At 43.0% G+C, this 20,083-nt stretch carries 19 protein-coding genes and 2 pseudogenes; 11 read left to right on the forward strand and 10 right to left on the reverse strand.

The features are described from left to right. Nucleotides 1-858 carry a LysR family transcriptional regulator gene (locus tag QSH61_RS18250; protein ID WP_206473504.1) on the reverse strand — a complete coding sequence of 286 codons (858 nt, stop codon included), beginning with the start codon at nucleotides 856-858 and terminating at the stop codon, nucleotides 1-3. An 89-nt stretch (nucleotides 859-947) separates the two neighbouring features. Here QSH61_RS18250 and QSH61_RS18255 point away from each other — a divergent pair, with 89 nt between their 5' ends. The 4 genes from QSH61_RS18255 (at nucleotide 948) to QSH61_RS18270 (ending at nucleotide 2,439) form a co-directional block, all read left to right on the forward strand. Beyond that, a complete protein-coding gene (locus tag QSH61_RS18255; protein ID WP_010606951.1) occupies nucleotides 948-1,178 on the forward strand; it encodes a DUF2798 domain-containing protein in 231 nt (76 codons plus the stop codon). Next, entirely contained in the window at nucleotides 1,159-1,458 is a 300-nt protein-coding gene (locus QSH61_RS18260; RefSeq protein ID WP_206473505.1) for a putative quinol monooxygenase, read from the forward strand. Before QSH61_RS18255 ends, QSH61_RS18260 begins: the two co-directional genes overlap by 20 nt. 180 nt (nucleotides 1,459-1,638) lie before the next feature. After that, complete coding sequence (locus QSH61_RS18265; protein WP_130165171.1) at nucleotides 1,639-2,034, forward strand: hypothetical protein; 396 nt, start codon at nucleotides 1,639-1,641, stop codon at nucleotides 2,032-2,034. A 156-nt stretch (nucleotides 2,035-2,190) separates the two neighbouring features. Further along, entirely contained in the window at nucleotides 2,191-2,439 is a 249-nt protein-coding gene (locus QSH61_RS18270; protein ID WP_130165172.1) for a hypothetical protein, read from the forward strand. Between the two features lie 29 nt (nucleotides 2,440-2,468). Here QSH61_RS18270 and QSH61_RS18275 read toward each other — a convergent pair whose 3' ends face one another. The 5 genes from QSH61_RS18275 to QSH61_RS18295 form a co-directional block, all read right to left on the reverse strand. Further along, nucleotides 2,469-3,737: an AAA family ATPase gene (locus QSH61_RS18275; RefSeq protein WP_174170194.1), complete on the reverse strand. Its 1,269-nt coding sequence runs from the start codon at nucleotides 3,735-3,737 to the stop codon at nucleotides 2,469-2,471. A 6-nt stretch (nucleotides 3,738-3,743) separates the two neighbouring features. Next, nucleotides 3,744-4,367, reverse strand: coding sequence for an RNA ligase family protein (locus QSH61_RS18280; RefSeq protein WP_174170193.1), 624 nt, complete (start codon nucleotides 4,365-4,367; stop codon nucleotides 3,744-3,746). A 169-nt stretch (nucleotides 4,368-4,536) separates the two neighbouring features. Continuing rightward, entirely contained in the window at nucleotides 4,537-4,866 is a 330-nt protein-coding gene (locus tag QSH61_RS18285; RefSeq protein WP_174170192.1) for a low molecular weight protein tyrosine phosphatase family protein, read from the reverse strand. Beyond that, nucleotides 4,856-5,500 carry a peptide chain release factor H gene (gene prfH, locus QSH61_RS18290; protein WP_174170191.1) on the reverse strand — a complete coding sequence of 215 codons (645 nt, stop codon included), beginning with the start codon at nucleotides 5,498-5,500 and terminating at the stop codon, nucleotides 4,856-4,858. Before prfH ends, QSH61_RS18285 begins: the two co-directional genes overlap by 11 nt. Beyond that, on the reverse strand, nucleotides 5,497-6,669 hold the full coding sequence (locus tag QSH61_RS18295) for an RNA ligase RtcB family protein (protein WP_206473507.1): 1,173 nt from the start codon (nucleotides 6,667-6,669) through the stop codon (nucleotides 5,497-5,499). Before QSH61_RS18295 ends, prfH begins: the two co-directional genes overlap by 4 nt. A 411-nt stretch (nucleotides 6,670-7,080) precedes the next feature. Between QSH61_RS18295 and QSH61_RS18300 the strand changes: the two genes are divergently transcribed. Beyond that, entirely contained in the window at nucleotides 7,081-7,971 is an 891-nt protein-coding gene (locus QSH61_RS18300) for a hypothetical protein (RefSeq protein ID WP_206473508.1), read from the forward strand. Nucleotides 7,972-8,042: 71 nt separating this feature from the next. Here QSH61_RS18300 and QSH61_RS18305 read toward each other — a convergent pair whose 3' ends face one another. Beyond that, nucleotides 8,043-8,429 (reverse strand): hypothetical protein, encoded by a 387-nt coding sequence (locus QSH61_RS18305; RefSeq protein WP_010606954.1) that lies wholly within the window; start codon nucleotides 8,427-8,429, stop codon nucleotides 8,043-8,045. A 402-nt stretch (nucleotides 8,430-8,831) separates the two neighbouring features. Here QSH61_RS18305 and QSH61_RS18310 point away from each other — a divergent pair. Then, a pseudogene (locus tag QSH61_RS18310) lies at nucleotides 8,832-9,428 on the forward strand (transposase); the annotation flags it as partial. Between the two features lie 330 nt (nucleotides 9,429-9,758). Further along, a pseudogene (locus tag QSH61_RS18315) lies at nucleotides 9,759-9,938 on the forward strand (transposase); the annotation flags it as partial. A gap of 261 nt (nucleotides 9,939-10,199) precedes the next feature. Here QSH61_RS18315 and QSH61_RS18320 read toward each other — a convergent pair. Further along, nucleotides 10,200-11,096: a PD40 domain-containing protein gene (locus QSH61_RS18320; protein ID WP_010606956.1), complete on the reverse strand. Its 897-nt coding sequence runs from the start codon at nucleotides 11,094-11,096 to the stop codon at nucleotides 10,200-10,202. Between the two features lie 462 nt (nucleotides 11,097-11,558). On the opposite strand from QSH61_RS18320, the gene QSH61_RS18325 reads away from it, so the two are divergent. From QSH61_RS18325 to QSH61_RS18335, 3 genes are all read left to right on the forward strand, one after another. Next, the gene (locus QSH61_RS18325) at nucleotides 11,559-12,530 is read left to right on the forward strand and encodes a transposase (protein ID WP_206473510.1); all 972 of its coding nucleotides are present in this window, start codon (nucleotides 11,559-11,561) and stop codon (nucleotides 12,528-12,530) included. Nucleotides 12,531-13,503: 973 nt separating this feature from the next. Further along, nucleotides 13,504-13,869: a hypothetical protein gene (locus tag QSH61_RS18330; protein WP_206473512.1), complete on the forward strand. Its 366-nt coding sequence runs from the start codon at nucleotides 13,504-13,506 to the stop codon at nucleotides 13,867-13,869. A gap of 17 nt (nucleotides 13,870-13,886) precedes the next feature. Then, a complete protein-coding gene (locus QSH61_RS18335; protein WP_206473515.1) occupies nucleotides 13,887-15,260 on the forward strand; it encodes a UDP-N-acetylmuramoyl-tripeptide--D-alanyl-D-alanine ligase in 1,374 nt (457 codons plus the stop codon). Nucleotides 15,261-15,427: 167 nt separating this feature from the next. On the opposite strand, the gene glmS is transcribed toward QSH61_RS18335, so the two are convergent. Together glmS and QSH61_RS18345 are read right to left on the reverse strand one after the other, a co-directional pair. Then, on the reverse strand, nucleotides 15,428-17,248 hold the full coding sequence (glmS, locus tag QSH61_RS18340) for a glutamine--fructose-6-phosphate transaminase (isomerizing) (protein WP_039493253.1): 1,821 nt from the start codon (nucleotides 17,246-17,248) through the stop codon (nucleotides 15,428-15,430). A gap of 10 nt (nucleotides 17,249-17,258) precedes the next feature. Next, entirely contained in the window at nucleotides 17,259-18,041 is a 783-nt protein-coding gene (locus QSH61_RS18345; RefSeq protein ID WP_010377680.1) for a DeoR/GlpR family DNA-binding transcription regulator, read from the reverse strand. 149 nt (nucleotides 18,042-18,190) lie between these two features. Between QSH61_RS18345 and QSH61_RS18350 the strand changes: the two genes are divergently transcribed. Beyond that, on the forward strand, nucleotides 18,191-20,071 hold the full coding sequence (locus QSH61_RS18350; protein ID WP_206473517.1) for a PKD domain-containing protein: 1,881 nt from the start codon (nucleotides 18,191-18,193) through the stop codon (nucleotides 20,069-20,071). Nucleotides 20,072-20,083 lie beyond the last annotated feature (12 nt).

Below are 20,083 nucleotides of genomic sequence, written 5' to 3' on the forward strand. Positions count from 1 at the left end.
TTACAGAGCTATCACTGCCCCTTGCAGATAATCAAGCTCCTGACACCGCATTTGCAGTAACTCAATAAAGTCTCTGGTGTAAGTCGGTGGAGTTCGTTGATTTGGCCAAAGTGCGTAGATGCTGCGAATAAATTGGTAGTCACCGATATAGCTAAATGCGGTTTGAGATTGCGCTGCCAACGCTGCAATTTCTGTCATCGGCAATACGCCAGCACCGTTAGCCGAGCCTACCAATTTACGCACTAAGGTAATATCACCCACATAAGAGACGTGACTAAACTGCGCCAACAGTGCTCGCCACGCATCGGTTGCGGGCAGTTGCGATGCTTTAAAGGGCAAAAACAGGGTTTGTGTAGTCGCAATTTCCTTGGCGACCACCACCCTTACCGCGATTTGCCCCAGCCGTTTTTGATAGACGCTTGAATCATCCAGCTCCCCGACTCGCACGGTTAAATCAAACCGCTTTTGGCTGAGTAAGGCCACACTATTGGCAGGCTCCACATGCAATTGGATCTCTGGATACTGGGCCTGAAACGATTGCAGCGCATTATACAAAGGACCAATCATTAGGTTTTGCGGGCATAACAGGTGGAAAGTGGACGCTTCTAGTGTTGATAGCGCCTCACTTTGCGCTTGCAAGGCGAGCAAAGACTCCGCCATGTTATCCACCACTGCCTGACCATGATTCGTTAATGTAAGTCCTCTGGCGCTGCGCAGTAAGAGCGGATAACCAAGTTTGTCTTCCAGCGCTAACATCCGCTTAGATAAGGTCGGCGCGCCTATGCCAAGGTCTTCTGCCGCCTTGGCAAAACTTCCTCGGCGGCTTACCTCAACAAAGAGTCGTAAGTCATCTAGCATAGTTATCTCCGCAATCTTAGCTTTCCATTTTTGCCATTCTGATCGGCTGGCAATTCCCTACAATCATATCAACAGCCAGAGGAGGAAACATGCAAAAACTCATTTTTACATTACTGCTGTCATTGTGCCTGTCGTTTATGGTGTCTGGATGGGTTACGTACATCAATTTGGGATTAGTGGCGGACTTTACCACGCGATGGGCGCATGCCTTTGCCAATGCTTGGCCGGCCTCATTCATCGCCGCCTATGTTTTATCAGCCCCAGTTACCGCCGTTACTAAACGCATTATGGAGAAATATCATGGCCAACAGCCACAATAACGTCAACTTTATCGCCCATATCACGCCTAAAACCGAGCACTATCAAGATTGTATTAACGCAATCCAAGAGATCTTGCCAGCCACTCGAGCAGAGGTCGGATGTTTACGCTTTGAACTTTATGAAAGTGAAAACCGCACCCAGCTTACCTTAGTCGAACGCTTTGTCGACCATGCCGCGTTTGATTTTCATCACCAGCAAGCCTACACCAAACAGGTATTTACACTGTATCAAGGATGGCTGGCAAAAGCGGTTGATATTATTGCCATCAAACCGCTTTAATTTGCACTTTTAACAAGTTAAGCGCTTCTTCACAAGCAATGATAGAAGCGTTTTAAAGCGCTACGTTAGCGAGGCACTTTGCAGCACAGTGGAGTTATTGAAAAAGCCGTTGCGTTATCGAACAAGTTCGGATGTAATTGCTGAACAAATATACACCACCACAGTCACTAAGGAACGTAAATGGCTACTGGAAGTCAGGGAATAAAATCACACTTTTTGCACACATCTACTATTTCCTTGTTAGCCGTGACCCTGTGGCTTTGTAACACACTCAGCACCAACCTAAACTACGGCTACCTGATGATATTTTTTGCAACTTTCCCTATTGCCTACTTCCTAAAATTAGACCATTTTCTAGCCACCTTTTTATCATGGTTATTGATTCTCTTAGCGGATAAATTCCTCAGTATCCATATGCTGCTGCCGCAAAAAGCTTATGATGGATTAATATTTATAGTCTTAAACGCATTAATATTGAGCGCACCTGTGCTCATTCTAAAAGTATCTATGTGTGTATTTCCGCGCCTCCGCCCTATATTCCACAAACAAAATCCTAAAAACCACCACACAAAATAATTGTATTTGGCGTATCGAGAGTGAAGTATAGCTATGTCTGACAGTGGGTCTACCGTCATTTCTTTAAGGTATATAAGTTTTATATAAAAGCGCTTAAAATTTATACATATAACCTTAATACTCTCATTGATATTGGTAAAAGTGGTATGAGGGAGTATGACCAACAACACTAGTGCAGTTGCTCCTTGGCTAGGCTATACAACACAAGAATATAAACTGGTGCAACGATTGTTAAATGCAAAGAAAGGGAACGTTTTAGGCTTCGAAATTTTGGATGATGTTCAGGAGCAGTCCGACAAAAGAACTGTTCTTGAGCAAGATAAAATTAGCATAGCTCGTAGGATAGCGCTCTGCCACTATTCACACTTCTATATTGGCTACTTGTCAGCTATCAAAATTAGCTGACAAGTAAAGCTAATCTCACTGAACGGTGGCTAAAACGCCCCCTTTTGCCAAAGCACTTGCCCTTGTTCGCCAATCACCTGTATCCGATGCGCTTCTGTCACCGATGGCCACTCCAACCTTTTCAGCTGCTGGGCTATCACTTCATCTGGGACGACTCGTGCTCTTGCTCGGTTATTTTGCCGAAGTTGTACTTCACCTTGTTGAAATACAACTAACGTCACGAGCGCACCGTAGTCACACCCTAAATCGCAAAGTATCTTACGAAAATCTTTTCGCAGGTTTGTCGCATCCCACACAACATTTTCCTTTGCTGCTAATGCTTTTTTCAGCTTTTGTTTGGCGGCTTGTAGAACCTGACCACGGTTTTTTTGACTCGTGGAACGACCATTAATCTCGCCTCTTAGTTCATCCAAAGAGACCAGTGTAAATCCTTGAAGATGCTTTGCTATCCAACTGGATTTACCGCTCCCACTAGCTCCACACATGATATAAAAATGACCATAGTGCTTTGCCTGTTGGTAAAATTTGATAGGAGCTTCTTCAGGAACTGTGATTTCGCCAAAAGCCATTTGCCTAACTGTATAAGCAGCAATGAAGCACTGTTCTTCAACAGTTGGGTATCGCGATATATTAGCAAGTAGTGATTCAGCCGGATCTGCAATCGACCAAAGCTTATATTCTTGAGCAAACATTTTAAACAAGCTCAGCAGTTCAATTTGCATATCCTGATCTGGGCAGATACGACCTCGCATATCTGCAACTTCGAGCCAGTAGAGCATCTCGAGATCAGCATTTAGCGCTAAATTAAGATATTCACTGAAGCCTTTGTTTTTAACTACCAATAATTTGGGCATTTGATGAAAACCGACTAATGCCAAAATCGTTTGAATAGTCTGCATTGGCAACGGTAAGTCAACGAGTCTACTTGCTAGGTAACTCATCCCGATCGCCTCATGCCGCGGTGCAACAATCCGCCGTTGACCATCAATCTCCTTCGCTCTGGTCACGACAGGCTTGGCAATATCATGCAACAGCGCAGAGAGTATCAGCACCTGCCTTCGCTCCCCCTTTATATGAGAGGCAGAACTCTGCAGCAATGCATAAAGTGCTTCCAATACCATATTGGTATGAATGGCAACATTACCTTCCTCATGCCAAATAGTATCTTGTGGTGTTGCTTCAAGTTCGTGCAACAGGGGAAAGGTTTCCCCCAACATGGTTAAGCACTCTGTAAAATCAGGCTGATGTTGCTCTGCAAGCAAAGGCAACCAATCCGCTACTTTTTTCTTCGCTAACATACAGTGTTACTCCTCCATGAGTTTGTTTGGTGTAATAACGCTATGCATCCAATGCTTATCCGACACAATATGATCTGAGCGCACCCATTTGGCAACACAATTAGCAAACTCATCATAATGGAAGGCATCAGCCACTCTGACCACATAGCCTTCTTGTAAGTTTGTATCTACAACAATACTTTTGATGGTTTTTTCGCACCATGCCCCACGATAGAGCACCTTTGGATTATGCAGACCAAGCTCATTAAAAATAGCTTGGCTATCATCCCAACTTAAACACTCGTTACTCGCGTTCCACACAGAAAAAGCGAGGAAGTAGCTAGGCAACTTCTGATAATGAATGGCGTGCTTTGCATACAAGTTTTCACCACAGATACGCCATCCTTTTGGAATCTTTAGACCTATTTGAGCCTGTAGTGCTTTTACCCAAGAGCGAGATGGATGATAACGACTGTCGAGTGATCGTGCATGCATATAATCAGCATACAAAGTGGTATTTTCACCATCCATTTTCTCGGTCACGACTACTTGTTTGTTTTTAAAGTGCTCCGTGTTGGCACACCTTACATCATCACTTGTGATCCCTTTTGACCACACCAAGTGCGGAGTTCGAGGATATTTAATTCTCATCTTAGTTGCTCCATTTTTAAAATTAAAAAGCCAAGTTGGTACTTGGCCGCAAAATCAGCAATTAATCGCAACAAAACGACTTATTGTGTTCTCAATTGCTTGTTCCCGATGGAATTACATTGCTCTATCCTCTTCCCTACAATCTTATTAACACCCCAAATGGGCTGGGTTAAACCACTAAAATACTCGCGACACTGTCTTGTAATAGCGTCACTAGCTCGTCATCCATAAATTGATATTCGTCAGGAATATCCAATACTTGAACATTTTTATAGCGCAATAGATTGGCGTATTGTGCACGCAGCCGCGATTTATGTTTTTCTTCCATGACTAAAATAGTATCGGCCCACTCAATATCACTCGCATTTACGCTGCGACGTGCTCTTGGGCTTGTGCCTGCCGATCTCACGCTAATACCCGGATGATTTTTCCAGATACGCTCAGCGGTTGGACTGCGCCATTGGTTGCGACTACAGATGAATAACACATTAGTTGTCATGCAGAGCTCCTATATTAAACGGCACCCTTGGGCTGAACTGGTTTCCTTTAAAAGTATTTTTAGGATTACCGCGTTGTAGCGCCTGATGTTGCTGCCACCTTGCTTTATCACGAGCCATTTCCTCAGCATCTGCCTGCGCGGCCAATTTCTGTAGCAATAACGCCTTTGCAACGCGCTTATTGGCGTGCTGACTACGCTCACTCTCCACTCGCACACTCAATCCTGATGCTATATGCGTCGCTCGTACCGCTGAGTCTGTGGTATTAACATGCTGCCCACCAGCTCCTGACGCGCGACAAGTTTGATAGCGAATATCGGATGCCATTGTGACTTCATCTATCTCGGCCATGCTTCCGCTAAAGAACCAATTTTTCCGTTTATGTTTGGCACGAAATGGGCTCTGGCACACCCACAACTGCGGGCCATGCCAATACTCGGCAAGCGCTTTTGCGTCACTCGAAAGCTGTAGCAATACGGATTTCATGCAGCCTTTGTGTTCATGCATTTCTTGCGCTAACACAGTACATTCTGCGCCTATTGCTTTAGCTTGTTTATCGACTAAGTTGAGCGCCAATGCAACGGCTTTCCCGCACTCTGCTGGGCCTTGACCGGCTGAAAGTTGCAACAAGATCATGACGAACAACTCCCGTTGGTTTTAAATGTCAGCACCGGACGCAATATGGCGATCACTTCTATCAATCCAGCGTCAACCAAATCACTGACAATGGTTTCACACTTTTTATAAGCCTGCGGCGCTTCATCGTACAGCAACTCCTTATTGCCACAGATCACACGACTCCCCAATGCTGTGCGATAAAGGTCTTCGCGTTTATATTTGTGACTCAAGCGGCTTTGGCAGTCACCTCGCTTCCACTTTCGACCAGCACCATGAGCCAAAGAATATAAACTGGCAGTTAACGCAGGCGCATTGTTTACAGGTTGAACCAAATAGCTATAGTCTCCTCGTGAGCCGGGGATCACGACTGCACCTTTGTCACTTGGGGTCGCACCTTTACGGTGCAGCCAACCTGCGCGGCCATCAATAACTTTTGGACACACGAGGTTGTGATTAACATCTAGCGTACATTCGCCATCGCTACGAATGGCTGCGAGAAATCTTTTTGCAATCAAAAAGCGGTTTAACTCAGCCCAGCGCACCGCTTCATCATGGCGTGCCAAATAGCGTGCGCTTTCACTCTCCGAGCCCGCATCAGCCACTAAGCCATCATGATTAAAACGCGCAATATGGTCGACTAAAATGGCTTGCCCAAGCCCACGCGAGCCGGAGTGAACCAGCAGCTGTAAATACTTTTTATCAAGGCCAAGCGCAGTAAACGCGGCTTCATTGTAAACACGTTCCACCGCTTGAAACTCGGCGAAATGATTACCGCCGCCAATCGTACCCAGTGCACTTTCAAATAATCCAGCTGAAATATCACGATGTGTCATTTCAGCTTGAATCGTCTCTTGCCAACTGGCATCGAGCGGTTGCTCGATATCTTCTAGCCGTTTAGCAAACTTATCCAAATTAACTTTGGCAACCTTTGTGGTGGTCTGCCACAGCGCCATACCACAGCCAATATCGTTTCCGACTAACGCGGGATACAGCCGGTCTAGGCTAAAAAATGCCGCGCCGATTGGATAACCACGCCCCGGGTGCAAGTCAGGCATACCAGCAACGCGATGCATACTGGCTAGTTCAGCGGTTTTTGTAAGTTGTTGGATCGCAGCGCCTTCAATCCAAGTGTCTTGAGATGCAAATAGACACACGCGATCAGAAATTTGTTGGACGGATCTGCCCATAGTTACCAATACCTTTCAATGAGGTTTAAAAATAATTGTGTATTGGCAGGTCTAGAATGGCTTAGTTATAGCAATCAAATGTTAGGTTACATAGGCAACATAGAATCGCTAAATACAGCTTTCGCAAGCTAGGAAATATTTATTCGCGCTCGCGAATTACAGAGAAAGACCTGCAAAGGATAAAGTTGTTTGTGTCATGTTTTTTCTCCTCTACAGTGAATGAATGGTTAGAATCGCGGCAAGTGTAAACAGTTTGGGAACACAATGCAACCTTGGATTGCCTGTGCGCTGAATGATAAGAATTGCAACTTGTGATATTAACCTAAACAATGCAAGGATAGCAGCTAGATATTCAGCAACAAGCGCTTAATCACTTACTCCTGCGACTATTATCGATTAAGGAAAACAAATATGACGCAATTCTATTTTGGAGATTGGTACAACGAGGACACTCCAACTCGCCTCGACACCTTAAAACAAGCTTTGTCTCAACAAGATAAGGCAAAGGTAGAAACCTTATCGGAAGCCCTGTTTGAAAGTTATTTGGATGTCACCGCAGCACTCACGAAAGCACAAGTCATTCAGTATGCCGACTTGATGGGTGATGAGTTAAGTGCGGTAGAGCTCGATATTTGTATGGGAGAATTAGTTGATCATCACCACCCAGGTGATATCGAAACGGCCTGTCTTCATTGCCTCGAACTTGGCATTGATTTTCCATTCGCCGACTACTTTTTGATGGAAATGACGGCGAATCGCTCAGAGTTCGACATTGAGTTTTTTGAGCGCACCGTAGCCCCTTCTTTTGTGGAGCTGCGCAAAGCAGGCAAAATGTCTGTCACAGACTACTTTGCACTGATGTGCGAAATTATTTGTCGCCTTGATAAGTGTGAATATGGCGCGAATTGTTTAGAAAAGTTACTTAAAGACCCAGAACTCGATTTAAGTCAGCTAACCGAAAACGACTATACTGCGTGTTTAGATACCTGCCACTACGGCTACTTTCTCAAACCTGAACTGTTTCGCTTATTTGTGAAGAAAGCGAATGGTCGTCAAGTAACTGAATCCACAACAGAATGGCAAGAATCGGGGGAGTATTTTCTTATCACCTATCAATTTAAGTCCATTTTCGGTGAAGCCAATGCATATTGTGGCGGTTGGGAAGAATATAAAGACAGTTTTACCGATGCCTTTATCGAACTAAAGCGCAGTAACTTAGTTACTCAAGTAGAACAACAAGTTATCGATTGCTTAGAAAGAGATGGTCACCATGATCTTGCCCAAGCTTTTATCACTGCGTAGTCAAGCTAGCTAAATAGAAGTACTTAAAGCAATGGAAGGTGCGCACACTTTCCATTGCGAAATAGCAAAGCTTAGAAGCTTAGCATTTTTTTAACATGACAAACTTGAGGTAATACATTTTTTTGCACCTCAAATTGTACTCTGTCGCCTTCAGAGATTGTCGCTGCGATGTTCGTTACTCTTTCAAGAATAGTAGGATCGCTGTAGCTTACAGTGCCATTCATTACGCAGCGGAACTTACGTCCATTAGAGTCTTGAGCATTTACAGTTAAATGGTTTTCGCTCACATTCATAGAGAAAGTGCCTGCTTGGCTGTGGTTTAACACAACATCAGCAGTTTGGATGATCACACTACCATAATCTACTTCTGTGATTTTTACTTCAGCAGCAGAAGCCGACCCTGCAGATACACCTAACGCTAAAACGGTTGCACCAAAAACTTTGTTCAATACTTTCATTGTATATTATTCCTTTATACATTTATTAAGTTCATTTATTAGAAAAGCCCTTGAAATCTAAGGCATTGCAAACCTAACACATAACAAATTTAAATAAAACAAAACAAGTTTAAATATTTTTTAACACGTCGCGTAGTTAGTTTAAGATTCAATTTGAACAAGCACACGCAGACACCGTTACCACATTAATAGCCTGGGACGCAGTATTCCTCGTTGCCGGGCGCGATACACTAGTTTTAGTGTCGAGAAATACGTAAACACCAACAGCTACCTTATTTTAGAAGCGCTTTTGATACGAATAATGAACAATTTAGTGCAATGCTAAGCCGAAACTGTCATAACCATGGTGAGCAGATAACTGTGGATGTCAGTGCTGCTCCTCTGTTGATACTCAGTGAATATGTTACCAAATACAGACAAAGACTGGCTGATATAAGTTGGTTTATGCGGGTACTCAACGAGGATATTGCCCGTAGAGCAAATAAAGAGGATGAGTGTACAGGCCGGTTCTGGGAAGGACGATTTAAATCTCAGCCCTTGCTGGACGAAGCAGCATTAGCTGCTTGTATGACATACGTTGACTTAAACCCTATTCGAGCTAAATTAGCCCCAACACCTGAAACCTCTGACTTTACCAGTATCAAAAAGCGTATCGACCATGCAAGGCAAGGGAAACAACCAAAAAGCCTATTACGGTTTGCAGGAAGCCCCCGAAAACATATGCCAAAAGGGCTGCCTTTTGAACTCAAGTTTTATATAGAATTAGTTGAGCTTACCGGTCAATGTATTCGCACCGACAAAAGCGGTGCCATCTTTGAGTCTCAACCTATTCTGTCTCGACTAAACATCGAACCTGATAACTGGATGAAGCTCACTACACAATTTTCTCGGGTTTTCCACGGCGCGGTGGGTCGAGAGCAAGTACTCACAGCTTATTGTGGAACCCTTAAAAAACGACGGCGCACAAATCTAGCAAATTGTGAACGCTTGCTAGCTTAACCAAATAACACCTTTAGCGATAACCCCTCAAGCTGTGCAAATTACAGCGCCCTTGTCGTGCGTGATACACTAGTTTTAGTGTCGAAAAATGAGCAAACACCAACAACTACCTTATTTTAGAAGCGCTTTTGATACGAATAATGAACAACCTTGTACAAAGCTAAGTCGAAACTGCCATAACCATGGTAAGCAAATAGTAGTGGCTGTCAGTATTGTTTGCTGGACAGAAATCATTTTCGTTTTTCGGTTAAGCCAATGCAAATCGTATTAGGTTGTGTATGGATAGTGCAGCTTTGATGACAAATAATTATGGGTGTCTTTATAACCCCCTTTAAAGAGGATTCATCAAGAATTTGTCTCGATGGTGCGGTGGAAAATATGGCCCTATTCAGGCGCTTTGTAATGAATATGCTCAAGCAGTGTGAATGCGGCTTACCGAGTCAACGCAGCAAATTGAAAACAGCTGGCTGGAACGACAAATTTAGGGCACAGGTGTTCTTTGGCTTATAAGTAATCAAAGTATGCTCCGCCCCTGACATAGAAGCCACCCCACCGATTTCATCGATCTCTGTAAACAAACAAAATGTTGTTTATAAAGATCATGCTGATTTCAGAAAAGTAAGCCTTAGCAATGCTGTTGAAGCAAAACAGTTTGTAGCTTGGTTGCTTACCATGTAACTCGTAAATAAGCATACTCGTTGAACAGTTACGTGTCCTATAGATATTAGTCAAAAGACGCCAAACGCGCCTTTGTTTGTAAACATAAGATAATTAAGTAAACTCACTTTTTAGTTTTAAGTTTTTTATCAGTTGAATATCAACCCAATATTGTTTTCCTTCATAAACACGTTTGCCGCTTCCATTCACATGCCAATCACCTCGATTAAAGAAAAAATATTTTCCATCAGGTGATAATTGAGGGGAGCTTTCCTGTTTTTCTGTATTAATTGCTGTCCCCATATTTATAACCTTCGACCAAGTACCATCTTGCTCTTTAAAACTAATATAGAGATCAGATTGGCCAAAACCCTCTGCTCGTTGCACACTCCAAATCAAATATGACTCATCAGGCGCTATCATAGAACCAGCAATATACTCTCCTTGATTCATATCGTCTCTTAGCTTTATCGGCTCTTCATACTGCCCGTTGATAAGTCGAGAGTAATACAAAGCGCCAACAACACCTCGCTTTTTATATCCGGTAAAGTAATAAGTGCCACTTGCAGAAACCGATCGTCCATGAGCCATATGTTCTATGAACGCGCCTGGGCTTTTAGGCTCAGACCAACCACCCCCTTCGCGCTCTCGATACATTTTACCGATAAACATTTTGTTACCATCATAAGAAAACTGCGGCCAATGTAGATCTGTTTCTGACGCCTTTCCCCACTGATTATTTTCTTTATGGATAACAAAGAAACCTCGCTTTTTGTCTTCGCCTATCGCTTTGGTGAAGTAAAAAGACTGCATATCTGGCGTGAATGTACCGCTTTCAAACTCCCCGTTTGGTGAAACTATTTTAGGCTCAAAGATCTTCGGCACTAAACCCGGTGGCTGCTCACCAAAATACATACTTTCTTTTACATTGGTTTTATCTTCAGCATGATTCATAGAGCAACCGCTGAGATTTAAAAATAATAGGGTGAGTAAAGCTAAATTCGACTTCATGGTTTGTCCTTAATGGTGATTTAAGAACCACTGACATTAGCAGTTCAAATACAAAAAACCTGACGTCTTGATGAATTGTGCCTGATTGTTACTCATACTGTCTTTTTAAGTGCGTAGTACCACAAACTTACGATTTAAATAAATAGAAAAATATCTAGTAAGAAATTGTATTTAATAAATAAGTTTTCTGCTTTGGCTTTTAGAATGCAAACTTCAGAAACCCATAAGGGGAAATGAGTTATGAGATTTTTAAGACGGATTAATTTGAACCGTTATAAAAAAGGCGCTGAATGCGCCTTTAGTATCTTGATTTTGAGGGCATATAAGCCTGTAGAAGTTGAACAAGTAAACCAAAGACACCCACCACAACAGTAAACCAAAGACACCCACCACTAATTTGTGCCTTTTTTAAAAGTCGTCTACGCTCTAATTCTGCACTCAAAGGATTGAGGAAAACAAAGGATGGCTACTGCCCGTAAAAATCAAATCAGCTTAACCGACACCAAATACTACCACTGTATCTCCCGTTGCGTGAGGCGCGCGTTTTTATGCGGTGAAGATAAATTGACCGGAAAATCCTATGAACATCGCCGTGATTGGGTTGAAGAAAAGCTCCTGATATTGGCAGCTGTTTTCTGTATCGACGTCTGTGCTTATGCGGTGATGAGTAACCACACTCACCTTGTTCTGCACGTTGATGATAAAAAGGCCAAGCGCTTATCAGATAAAGCCGTTGTAATACGCTGGCACAAGCTGTTTAAAGGTAATTGGGTAACTTGGAAGTTTATCGAGGAAGAGCCTCTAAGCGAGTCGGAGCAGTTGATACTCAGTGAATATACTTCCAAATACAGACAAAGACTGGCTGATATTAGTTGGTTTATGCGGGTACTCAACGAGGATATTGCCCGTAGAGCAAATAAAGAGGATGATTGTACAGGCCGGTTCTGGGAAGGACGATTTAAATCTCAGCCCTTGCTGGACGAAGCAGCATTAGCTGCTTGTATGACATACGTTGACTTAAACCCTATTCGAGCTAAATTAGCCCCAACACCTGAAACCTCTGACTTTACCAGTATCAAAAAGCGTATCGACCATGCAAGGCAAGGGAAACAACCAAAAAGCCTATTACGGTTTGCGGGAAGCCCCCGAAAACATATGCCAAAAGGGCTGCCTTTTGAACTCAAGTTTTATATAGAATTAGTTGAGCTTACCGGTCAATGTATTCGCACCGACAAAAGCGGTGCCATCTTTGAGTCTCAACCTATTCTGTCTCGACTAAACATCGAACCTGATAACTGGATGAAGCTCACTACACAATTTTCTCGGGTTTTCCACGGCGCGGTGGGTCGAGAGCAAGTACTCACAGCTTATTGTGGAACCCTTAAAAAACGACGGCGCACAAATCTAGCAAATTGTGAACGCTTGCTAGCTTAACCAAATAACGCCTTTAGCGATAACCCCTCAAGCTGTGCAAATTACAGCGCCCTTGTCGTGCGTGATACACTAGTTTTAGTGTCGAAAAATGAGCAAACACCAACAGCTACCTTATTTTAGAAGCGCTTTTGATACGAATAATGAACAACCTTGCACAATGCTAAGTCGAAACTACCATAACCATGGTAAGCAAATAATCGTGGGTGTCAGTGCTGCTGCCCTCAGTGCTGCTGCCCCGTATAATTCTAAGTCGAAACTGCCATAACCATCGTGAGTAAATAATCGTGGGTGGTGCAAATTACAGCGCCCTTGTCGTGCGTGATACACTAGTTTTAGTGTCGAAAAATAAGCAAACACCAACAGCTACCTTATTTTAGAAGCGCTTTTGATACACATAATGAACAATCTTGTATAATTCTAAGTCGAAACTGCCATAACCATCGTGAGTAAATAATCGTGGGTGTCAGTGCTGCTGTCAGTGCTGCTGTGCTCTCGTTTAGCCCTGCCATACGTTCAATTCGCCAAGTTCTGAGTATTTGATGTTTTGCAATACAACGAATACATGCCACAGCGATACGACGGCGTTGATATTCTCCTATAGTTTCACAACATTTATTAAAAAATAATTTACAAAAAGGTAACTCATGTATTTTTTGATCTGAGACAATGGAATGCTTGCGTGGGTTGCGAACCAAGTGACTGTATATCACGCTGTATCTAATTGATTTTCAGATTTATTCATTAAATTAATTAGTTACCTAACAAATTTCTTGTCTCTTTTCGACCAATCGATCCTACTTGGTTCTGCAACATTTGGTTGCATCGAGCCTTGATTAAATTGCATCAGCATATTTTACCTTACGCATAATTATCTTTTATATAGAAACCACAAACCAAGAATATTTACACTGTTAACATTTTCGATATATATTATAGATTAGTAAATCTAAGACTTAAGATTTTAAGGAGAATTATGACCAAATTGATGTCTGATTGGCACGAAGAAGGCCAAAGAAAGTCAGAAAGACAGTGGGACGAGAGCTTGCAAGTTCTGGGGGTAGAACAAGTTAGACTTTTGGTGATAAATGCAAAACCGAAATCTCTCATAGAGATTCCTAATCCCACAACACTGATTAACCCAGAAACAAAGCTCACAACAACATTCAAACCGACTGTTGAATATGCAACGAAGTGGATTAGTCGCGAAATAGATAAAGAGGCTAAAAATAAAGAAAAAGAGCTTCAAACCACATTAAAAATTCAAAAAACAGCTTTACGCATTTCAGCCTTAGGAGCTCTAGCAACTATAGCAAATGTGATTCGACTATTCTTTCAGTAACATAAGGAAATTAAATTATGATCTTACCTTTAATAGAGGCTTCCGTAGCAATTGGTGGAAGGCCAACGAAACCAATATCTTCATTAGATTATGTCACCGGGTATACTCAAATATCTAATGAAGTTTTACCTGGAAACCTTTTTATCGCTTTAGAAGGAAAAAAATTTGATGGTCACGACTTTTTATCCGAAGCTAAAAAGAATGGCGCTATTGGCGCAGTTGTGGAAAGGGAAGTGAAACATGTAGATATTCCTCAGTTTGTAGTCCCTTCGACTGTCGATGCTATGGGCCAGCTTGGCAAAATATGGCGGGGAAGGTTAAATATCCCTCTAATAGCAGTTACTGGAAGTGTAGGTAAAACAAGTACTAAGGATATGATCGCACACATATTATCAAGTGAATTTAACACACATAAAGGCCGTAAAAACTTTAATAACCAACTTGGCGTTCCGATTGAGTTAAGCAAGCTAAATAGAAGTCATGAATGTTCTGTTGTTGAGCTAGGAATGAGAGGAAAAAACCAAATAAATTATCTTTCAAAAATTACTAGACCGACCATTGGTGTCATCACTAACATTGGAATGTCTCATATTGAACATTTAGGTTCTATTGAAGAAATAGCAAAAGCAAAAATAGAAATATTAGAGGGTATAGATGCTGACGGTCTCTTAATATTAAATGCCGATGATAAGTATTTCGAAAAATTTAAAAAGCTTACAAAGTGTAAAATATTATCCTTTGGGGAATCTGAAGGCTCAGACTTTAGAATATCTGATATTCACTTGACCTCTAAAGGAAACCCTGTGTTTCGTATTAATGGTGTTCCTATATCAATAATGGGAAGCATTGGAAAGCATCACGCTTACAACGCAGGAGCTGCTTTTGCTGTTGCATCAGCTTTAGGAATTAGACAAGAAGTGATTGCTGATCGACTCTCTTCTTATTCAACTCCAGAAAGACGAGGTGTGTTTTCTAGAGCACTATGTGGAGCAGTTTTACTAGATAACACATATAATGCAGCACCAGACTCAATCAAAGCCTCTTTATACACTTTGGCTGATGTCAGAGCAAAAGGGGCTAGAACAATGGCTGTTATTGGGGATATGCTGGAATTAGGAAAATTCAGCGAGGAAGCTCACAGACATATAGGTGAAGTTATTTCTGAAATTGGTATAGATGTTTTAATTACCATTGGCGAGCATGCTAGATTCATTGGAGAAACAGCCCAGCTAAAACATTGGAAGCACTTTGAAAATGCCAACTTGGCTGCTAATTTCTTGCTCTCTGAGGTTTCAGGCGATGATGTGATTATGGTACAAGCATCAAGAGATATGTCACTAGATATAATCGTTGATTCTCTAGAAAAAGGAAGTATTGATCTCTTTAGTTAATGAAAAACTCTCAAATAAGTAAATTAGTATGGGTATAATAAATTACATTATAAAAATCGCAAAGCCGGCTACTATCAACTTTGCGATCATTTAAGTATGTATACTTTTATTACTTAGTATGAAACTTTATTCCTAAGTTACAACATGAGGCGCTTGCGCGCCTTTTCTTATTCTACCGTTACACTCTTTGCGAGATTTCTCGGTTGGTCAACATCGGTGCCTTTGATCACGGCTACATAGTACGAAAGTAGCTGCAATGGGATGGTGTAAACCACTGGGGCGATGATGTTTTCTACGTGGTTGACGTTCATTACTCGCATGGTGTCGTCTGAGGCAAAGTTTGAGTCTTTGTCTGCAAATACATAGATGATACCGCCGCGTGCGCGCACTTCTTCAACGTTTGATTTGAGCTTTTCAAGCAGTTCGTTGTTTGGTGCGACGACGATAATAGGCATATCTGCGTCGATAAGCGCTAGCGGGCCGTGTTTTAGCTCGCCTGCCGCATAAGCTTCTGCGTGGATGTAGGAAATCTCTTTAAGCTTAAGTGCGCCTTCCATTGCGATTGGGTATTGTGAACCACGACCTAAGAACAATGAGTGATGTTTGTCGGCAAATTCTTCTGCAAGAAGTTCAATACCATCGGCCATCGTTAGGGTTTCTTCAAGCTTGGTTGGCAGGGTTTTGATCGCGTTTACGATTGCGCTTTGATCACGGCCTTTTTCCTGCGCGATCGACGCAGTTAGCATCAATAAGCCAACTAATTGAGTTGTAAATGCTTTGGTTGATGCCACCCCAATTTCAGCACCGGCTTTGGTCATAAAGGCAAGATCTGACTCACGTACTAGCGATGAGCCAGGTACGTTACAGATGGTCATCGACGCCATATAGCCTTGCTCTTTGGCAAGACGCAGCGCTGCAAGTGTGTCTGCGGTTTCACCCGATTGTGAAATGGTTACCAGTAGGCTGTTTTCGTGAACGAATGAGTCGCGGTAGCGAAACTCTGAGGCGATTTCAACGTTACAGCTTACGCCTGCAAATTGCTCTAGCCAGTAGCGCGCCACCATGCCTGAGTGGTAAGACGTACCACACGCGATGATTTGTACGTGTTTTACATCTTTAAAGATTTCATTAGCTTTGTCGCCAAATGCGTCGATACTGACGCGATCGTTATCTAAACGGCCTTCAAGTGTGTTACGTACGGCCATTGGCTGCTCGTAGATTTCTTTTAGCATGTAGTGGCGGTATTCGCCTTTGCCCGACACATCTTGCGTGATGTTAGACTCAACCACTTCGCGCTCTACAGGATTGCCGTTAATGTCGAAGATTTCTACCGTTTCGCGAGTAATGCGTGCTACATCACCTTCTTCTAGGAAGATAAAGCTGCGAGTTACTGGTAATAGCGCGAGTTGATCAGAGGCAATAAAGTTTTCACCAAGGCCAAGGCCGATAACCAATGGGCTGCCTGAACGTGCCACGATGATTTCATCTTGATTGGCTTTATCAAACAATACCGTGCCGTATGCACCTTCGAGCTGTTTTACCGCTGCTTGCACGGCAGCGAGTAATGTAGTGTGTTGCTGTCTGAGTTGATGGATCAAGTGCACCATCACTTCGGTGTCGGTGTCAGATAAAAACTCGTAACCGTCTTCTTTTAATGCCGCGCGCAAACCTTCGTGGTTTTCAATAATGCCGTTGTGTACCAGCGCAATTTCGCTGTTAGAAATATGCGGGTGCGCGTTAGCTTCTGTTACGCCGCCGTGCGTTGCCCAGCGTGTGTGTGCGATACCGGTAGTACCTTTTACTTCAGCATTTTCAAGCGCAGATTCTAGGTTTACCACTTTACCTACGGCTTTCACGCTGTTGAGTGCGCCGCCTTCGCAAAGTGCGACACCCGCAGAGTCATAACCACGGTATTCAAGGCGTTTTAGGCCTTCGATAAGAATTTTGTTTACTGGACGCTCAGCAACAGCGCCTACGATTCCACACATAATCTCTCCATTATTTGCACGTTGTGTGTAGTTCAGCACAGATAAGTTGTATACCACGCGCTTCGATCGCTTGGCGGAGGTCATCGGCCAAGTTGTTGTCGGTGATCAAAGTGGTGATCTGTGCCCAAGGTATTTCTAAATTCGGAATTTTACGGCCAATCTTGTCGGATTCGACCATCACAATCACTTCACGGGCTGACTTTGCCATCACACGGCTCAGCCCAATCAATTCGTTGAATGTGGTTGTGCCGCGCTCTACATCAATGCCATCGGCACCAATAAAAAGCTGATCAAAGTCATAGGATTGCAGTACTTGCTCTGCTACTTGCCCTTGAAAGGATTCTGAGTGCGGATCCCACGTCCCGCCGGTCATCAATAAGGTTGGCTCATTTTCAAGTGATAACAATCGATTAGCGATATTCATCGCATTGGTCATCACGACTAAACCGCGCTTTTGCGCAAGCTCAGGAATTAGGGTTTCAGTGGTTCTGCCGCTATCGATAATGATGCGATTGTGATCTTTAATCAGCTCGGCGGCCGCTTTGGCAATGGCTGTTTTACGTACTGAGTCTTGCTCGTCTTTACCTGATGCGGTGATCTCTTTAGGAAGGGCTATCGCACCGCCATAGCGGCGTAGTAACAGGCCACTTTTTTCTAGTGCCGTTAAATCCTTACGAATCGTAACTTCTGACGTTTCAAACTCAGCGGCAAGTGATTCTACGCTTACTTCACCGTATTCATTCACCCATGAAAGAATGGTATGTCTGCGCTGTTGAGTGTTTCGTTTAGTCATTAAATAAGTTTCGTTTCGAAATTTAAGGCGATTATAGTCGAAACTTCAAAACCTAAACAAGTTAAATTTTGCACTGAACAAATTTTAACTGGAAATATTATGAACATCAGGATACATTTCCCAGTTGAGGTACTTAAAAGGATAATTAAATGAACAAAAACTTAATAACATCAATACTTTGTTGTTCACTATTACTAGCAGGATGCGGCGGTTCAGGTGGTGACACTACACCAGTCAATCAAGATAGCGGCAAAAATGGAAATAATGGCAACACGGATTCAAATAACGATAATACAGATTCAGGAACGGATACCACGACTAAGCCAGTCGCTAAAATTCAGGCTAGTGCCTTTGGGGAGGCAGGCAACGTCATTCAGCTTAGCACTGCAGGAAGTACGATCCCTGAAAATGCCGAAATAACATGGCAGTGGCAAGCCAAACCTCAAGGCAGTAACGCTCAGTTTTCTAACCCCAACGCTAAGCAAGCGTACTTTACCGCTGATGTTGCAGGTAGTTACATTGTAGGGCTAACAATCAAGTCAGGTAGTAACGAATCGACAACACAGTTTGAGATCCGTGTAAAAGAGAAAACCACTCCAAATGTGAACACGCCTCCTGTCGCTAATTTCACACTCACAAAACAGGAAATTGCCATCAACGAGCATCTACAGTTAGATGCGAGCAACAGCTCAGACTCAGACGGCGATAATCTTAGCTATAAATGGCAAGTCACTGCACCTGCTCATGTTGATGAATACACATTGGTAAGCCCTAACAATAACCTTGCCTCTTTTGCCTCTAAATTTGCGGGTGAATACACCATTACTTTAACCGTTTATGATGGTAAATCGTCACATAGCAAATCAGAAAAAGTCATCGTTATAGATAACCAACCAACTCTTAAAGCGGTTATTTCAGCACCTTCCGAGGTTACATTAAGCTCAATGACTTTTGTTGAGCTGAAAAGCGATGGTAGTCAGTATCAAGGCGCTGTAACACCGCTTTGGAGTTTTGACAGCAAACCGAGCGGCAGCCAAGCCGCAATGGCAACACCAAATGGATTTCTCACCTCGCTTCAATTAGATAAGGCTGGACAATATAAAATCCGCTTTAGCCTTAAAGACAGACAGGGTCGTTTAAGTGAGGCAACCCATACCTTAACGGCCAAATTAGGCGAAGCAAACAAACCGCTTGTATTCGTCGATGCGCCAGAGTCAACCAAAATCAATGAAGCCATCGAGCTTAGTGCCAAGCGAAGTAGAGATACAAGCGGCAGAACACTCTCCTTTAGTTGGAGGTTTGAGCCATTTAAAGCCGGTTTGACCTATTCCGTTACGAATGAAGATACCGATACGGTGATTTTTACACCTCACGGAGAGGGGAGTTACCGTTATTTTGTGGAGGTAAGTAACGGTGAGCTAAGCCAAACTGCCAGTGGCGTGATAAAGAGCCACCCTGAAAACTATGGACCCACAGCGTCTATGAGCCCACAAATATCTACAGCTACGGAAGGGGAAACCAAAGTCTTTGTGGTATCCGCAAAAGATAAAGACGGCGATCCGCTCACTTATCGCTGGTCGCTTGAAACGAAGCCAGAGAATAGCGCAGCAGTGGTCAATAATGCTGATAATCGCGCGTCTCTTACCTTCGATGAAGCTGGTAACTATGTGCTGAAATGCATCGTGTCTGATGGCAAGGTTGAACTAGTGGTTGCAGCATTCATCACAGTAAATGCAGTTCAAAATAGCGCTCCTGTAATTACGGCACTGGACTATCAAGGTGTACTAAAAACAGATGCTGCACTGCGGATAACTCCAGAGGTTATAGATAGCGACAGCAATGCAGGCAATTTGACCTATTTTTGGAAGGTGGTTGCTCCGTCTGGTGAAGTGATTGACAGTACCGCAGCTCATGACTCGAACCTACAATTCACTCCTGTAGCATCAGGCGACTACCAGGTAAGTTTAAGTGTTGTTGATGAAAAGTCCGCTTCCGTTGCAACTAAAACGATAACACTCTCAGTAGAATAAGATCTCTCTACT

Source organism: Pseudoalteromonas sp. JC3 (assembly GCF_030291895.1).
Taxonomy (GTDB): Bacteria; Pseudomonadota; Gammaproteobacteria; order Enterobacterales; family Alteromonadaceae; genus Pseudoalteromonas.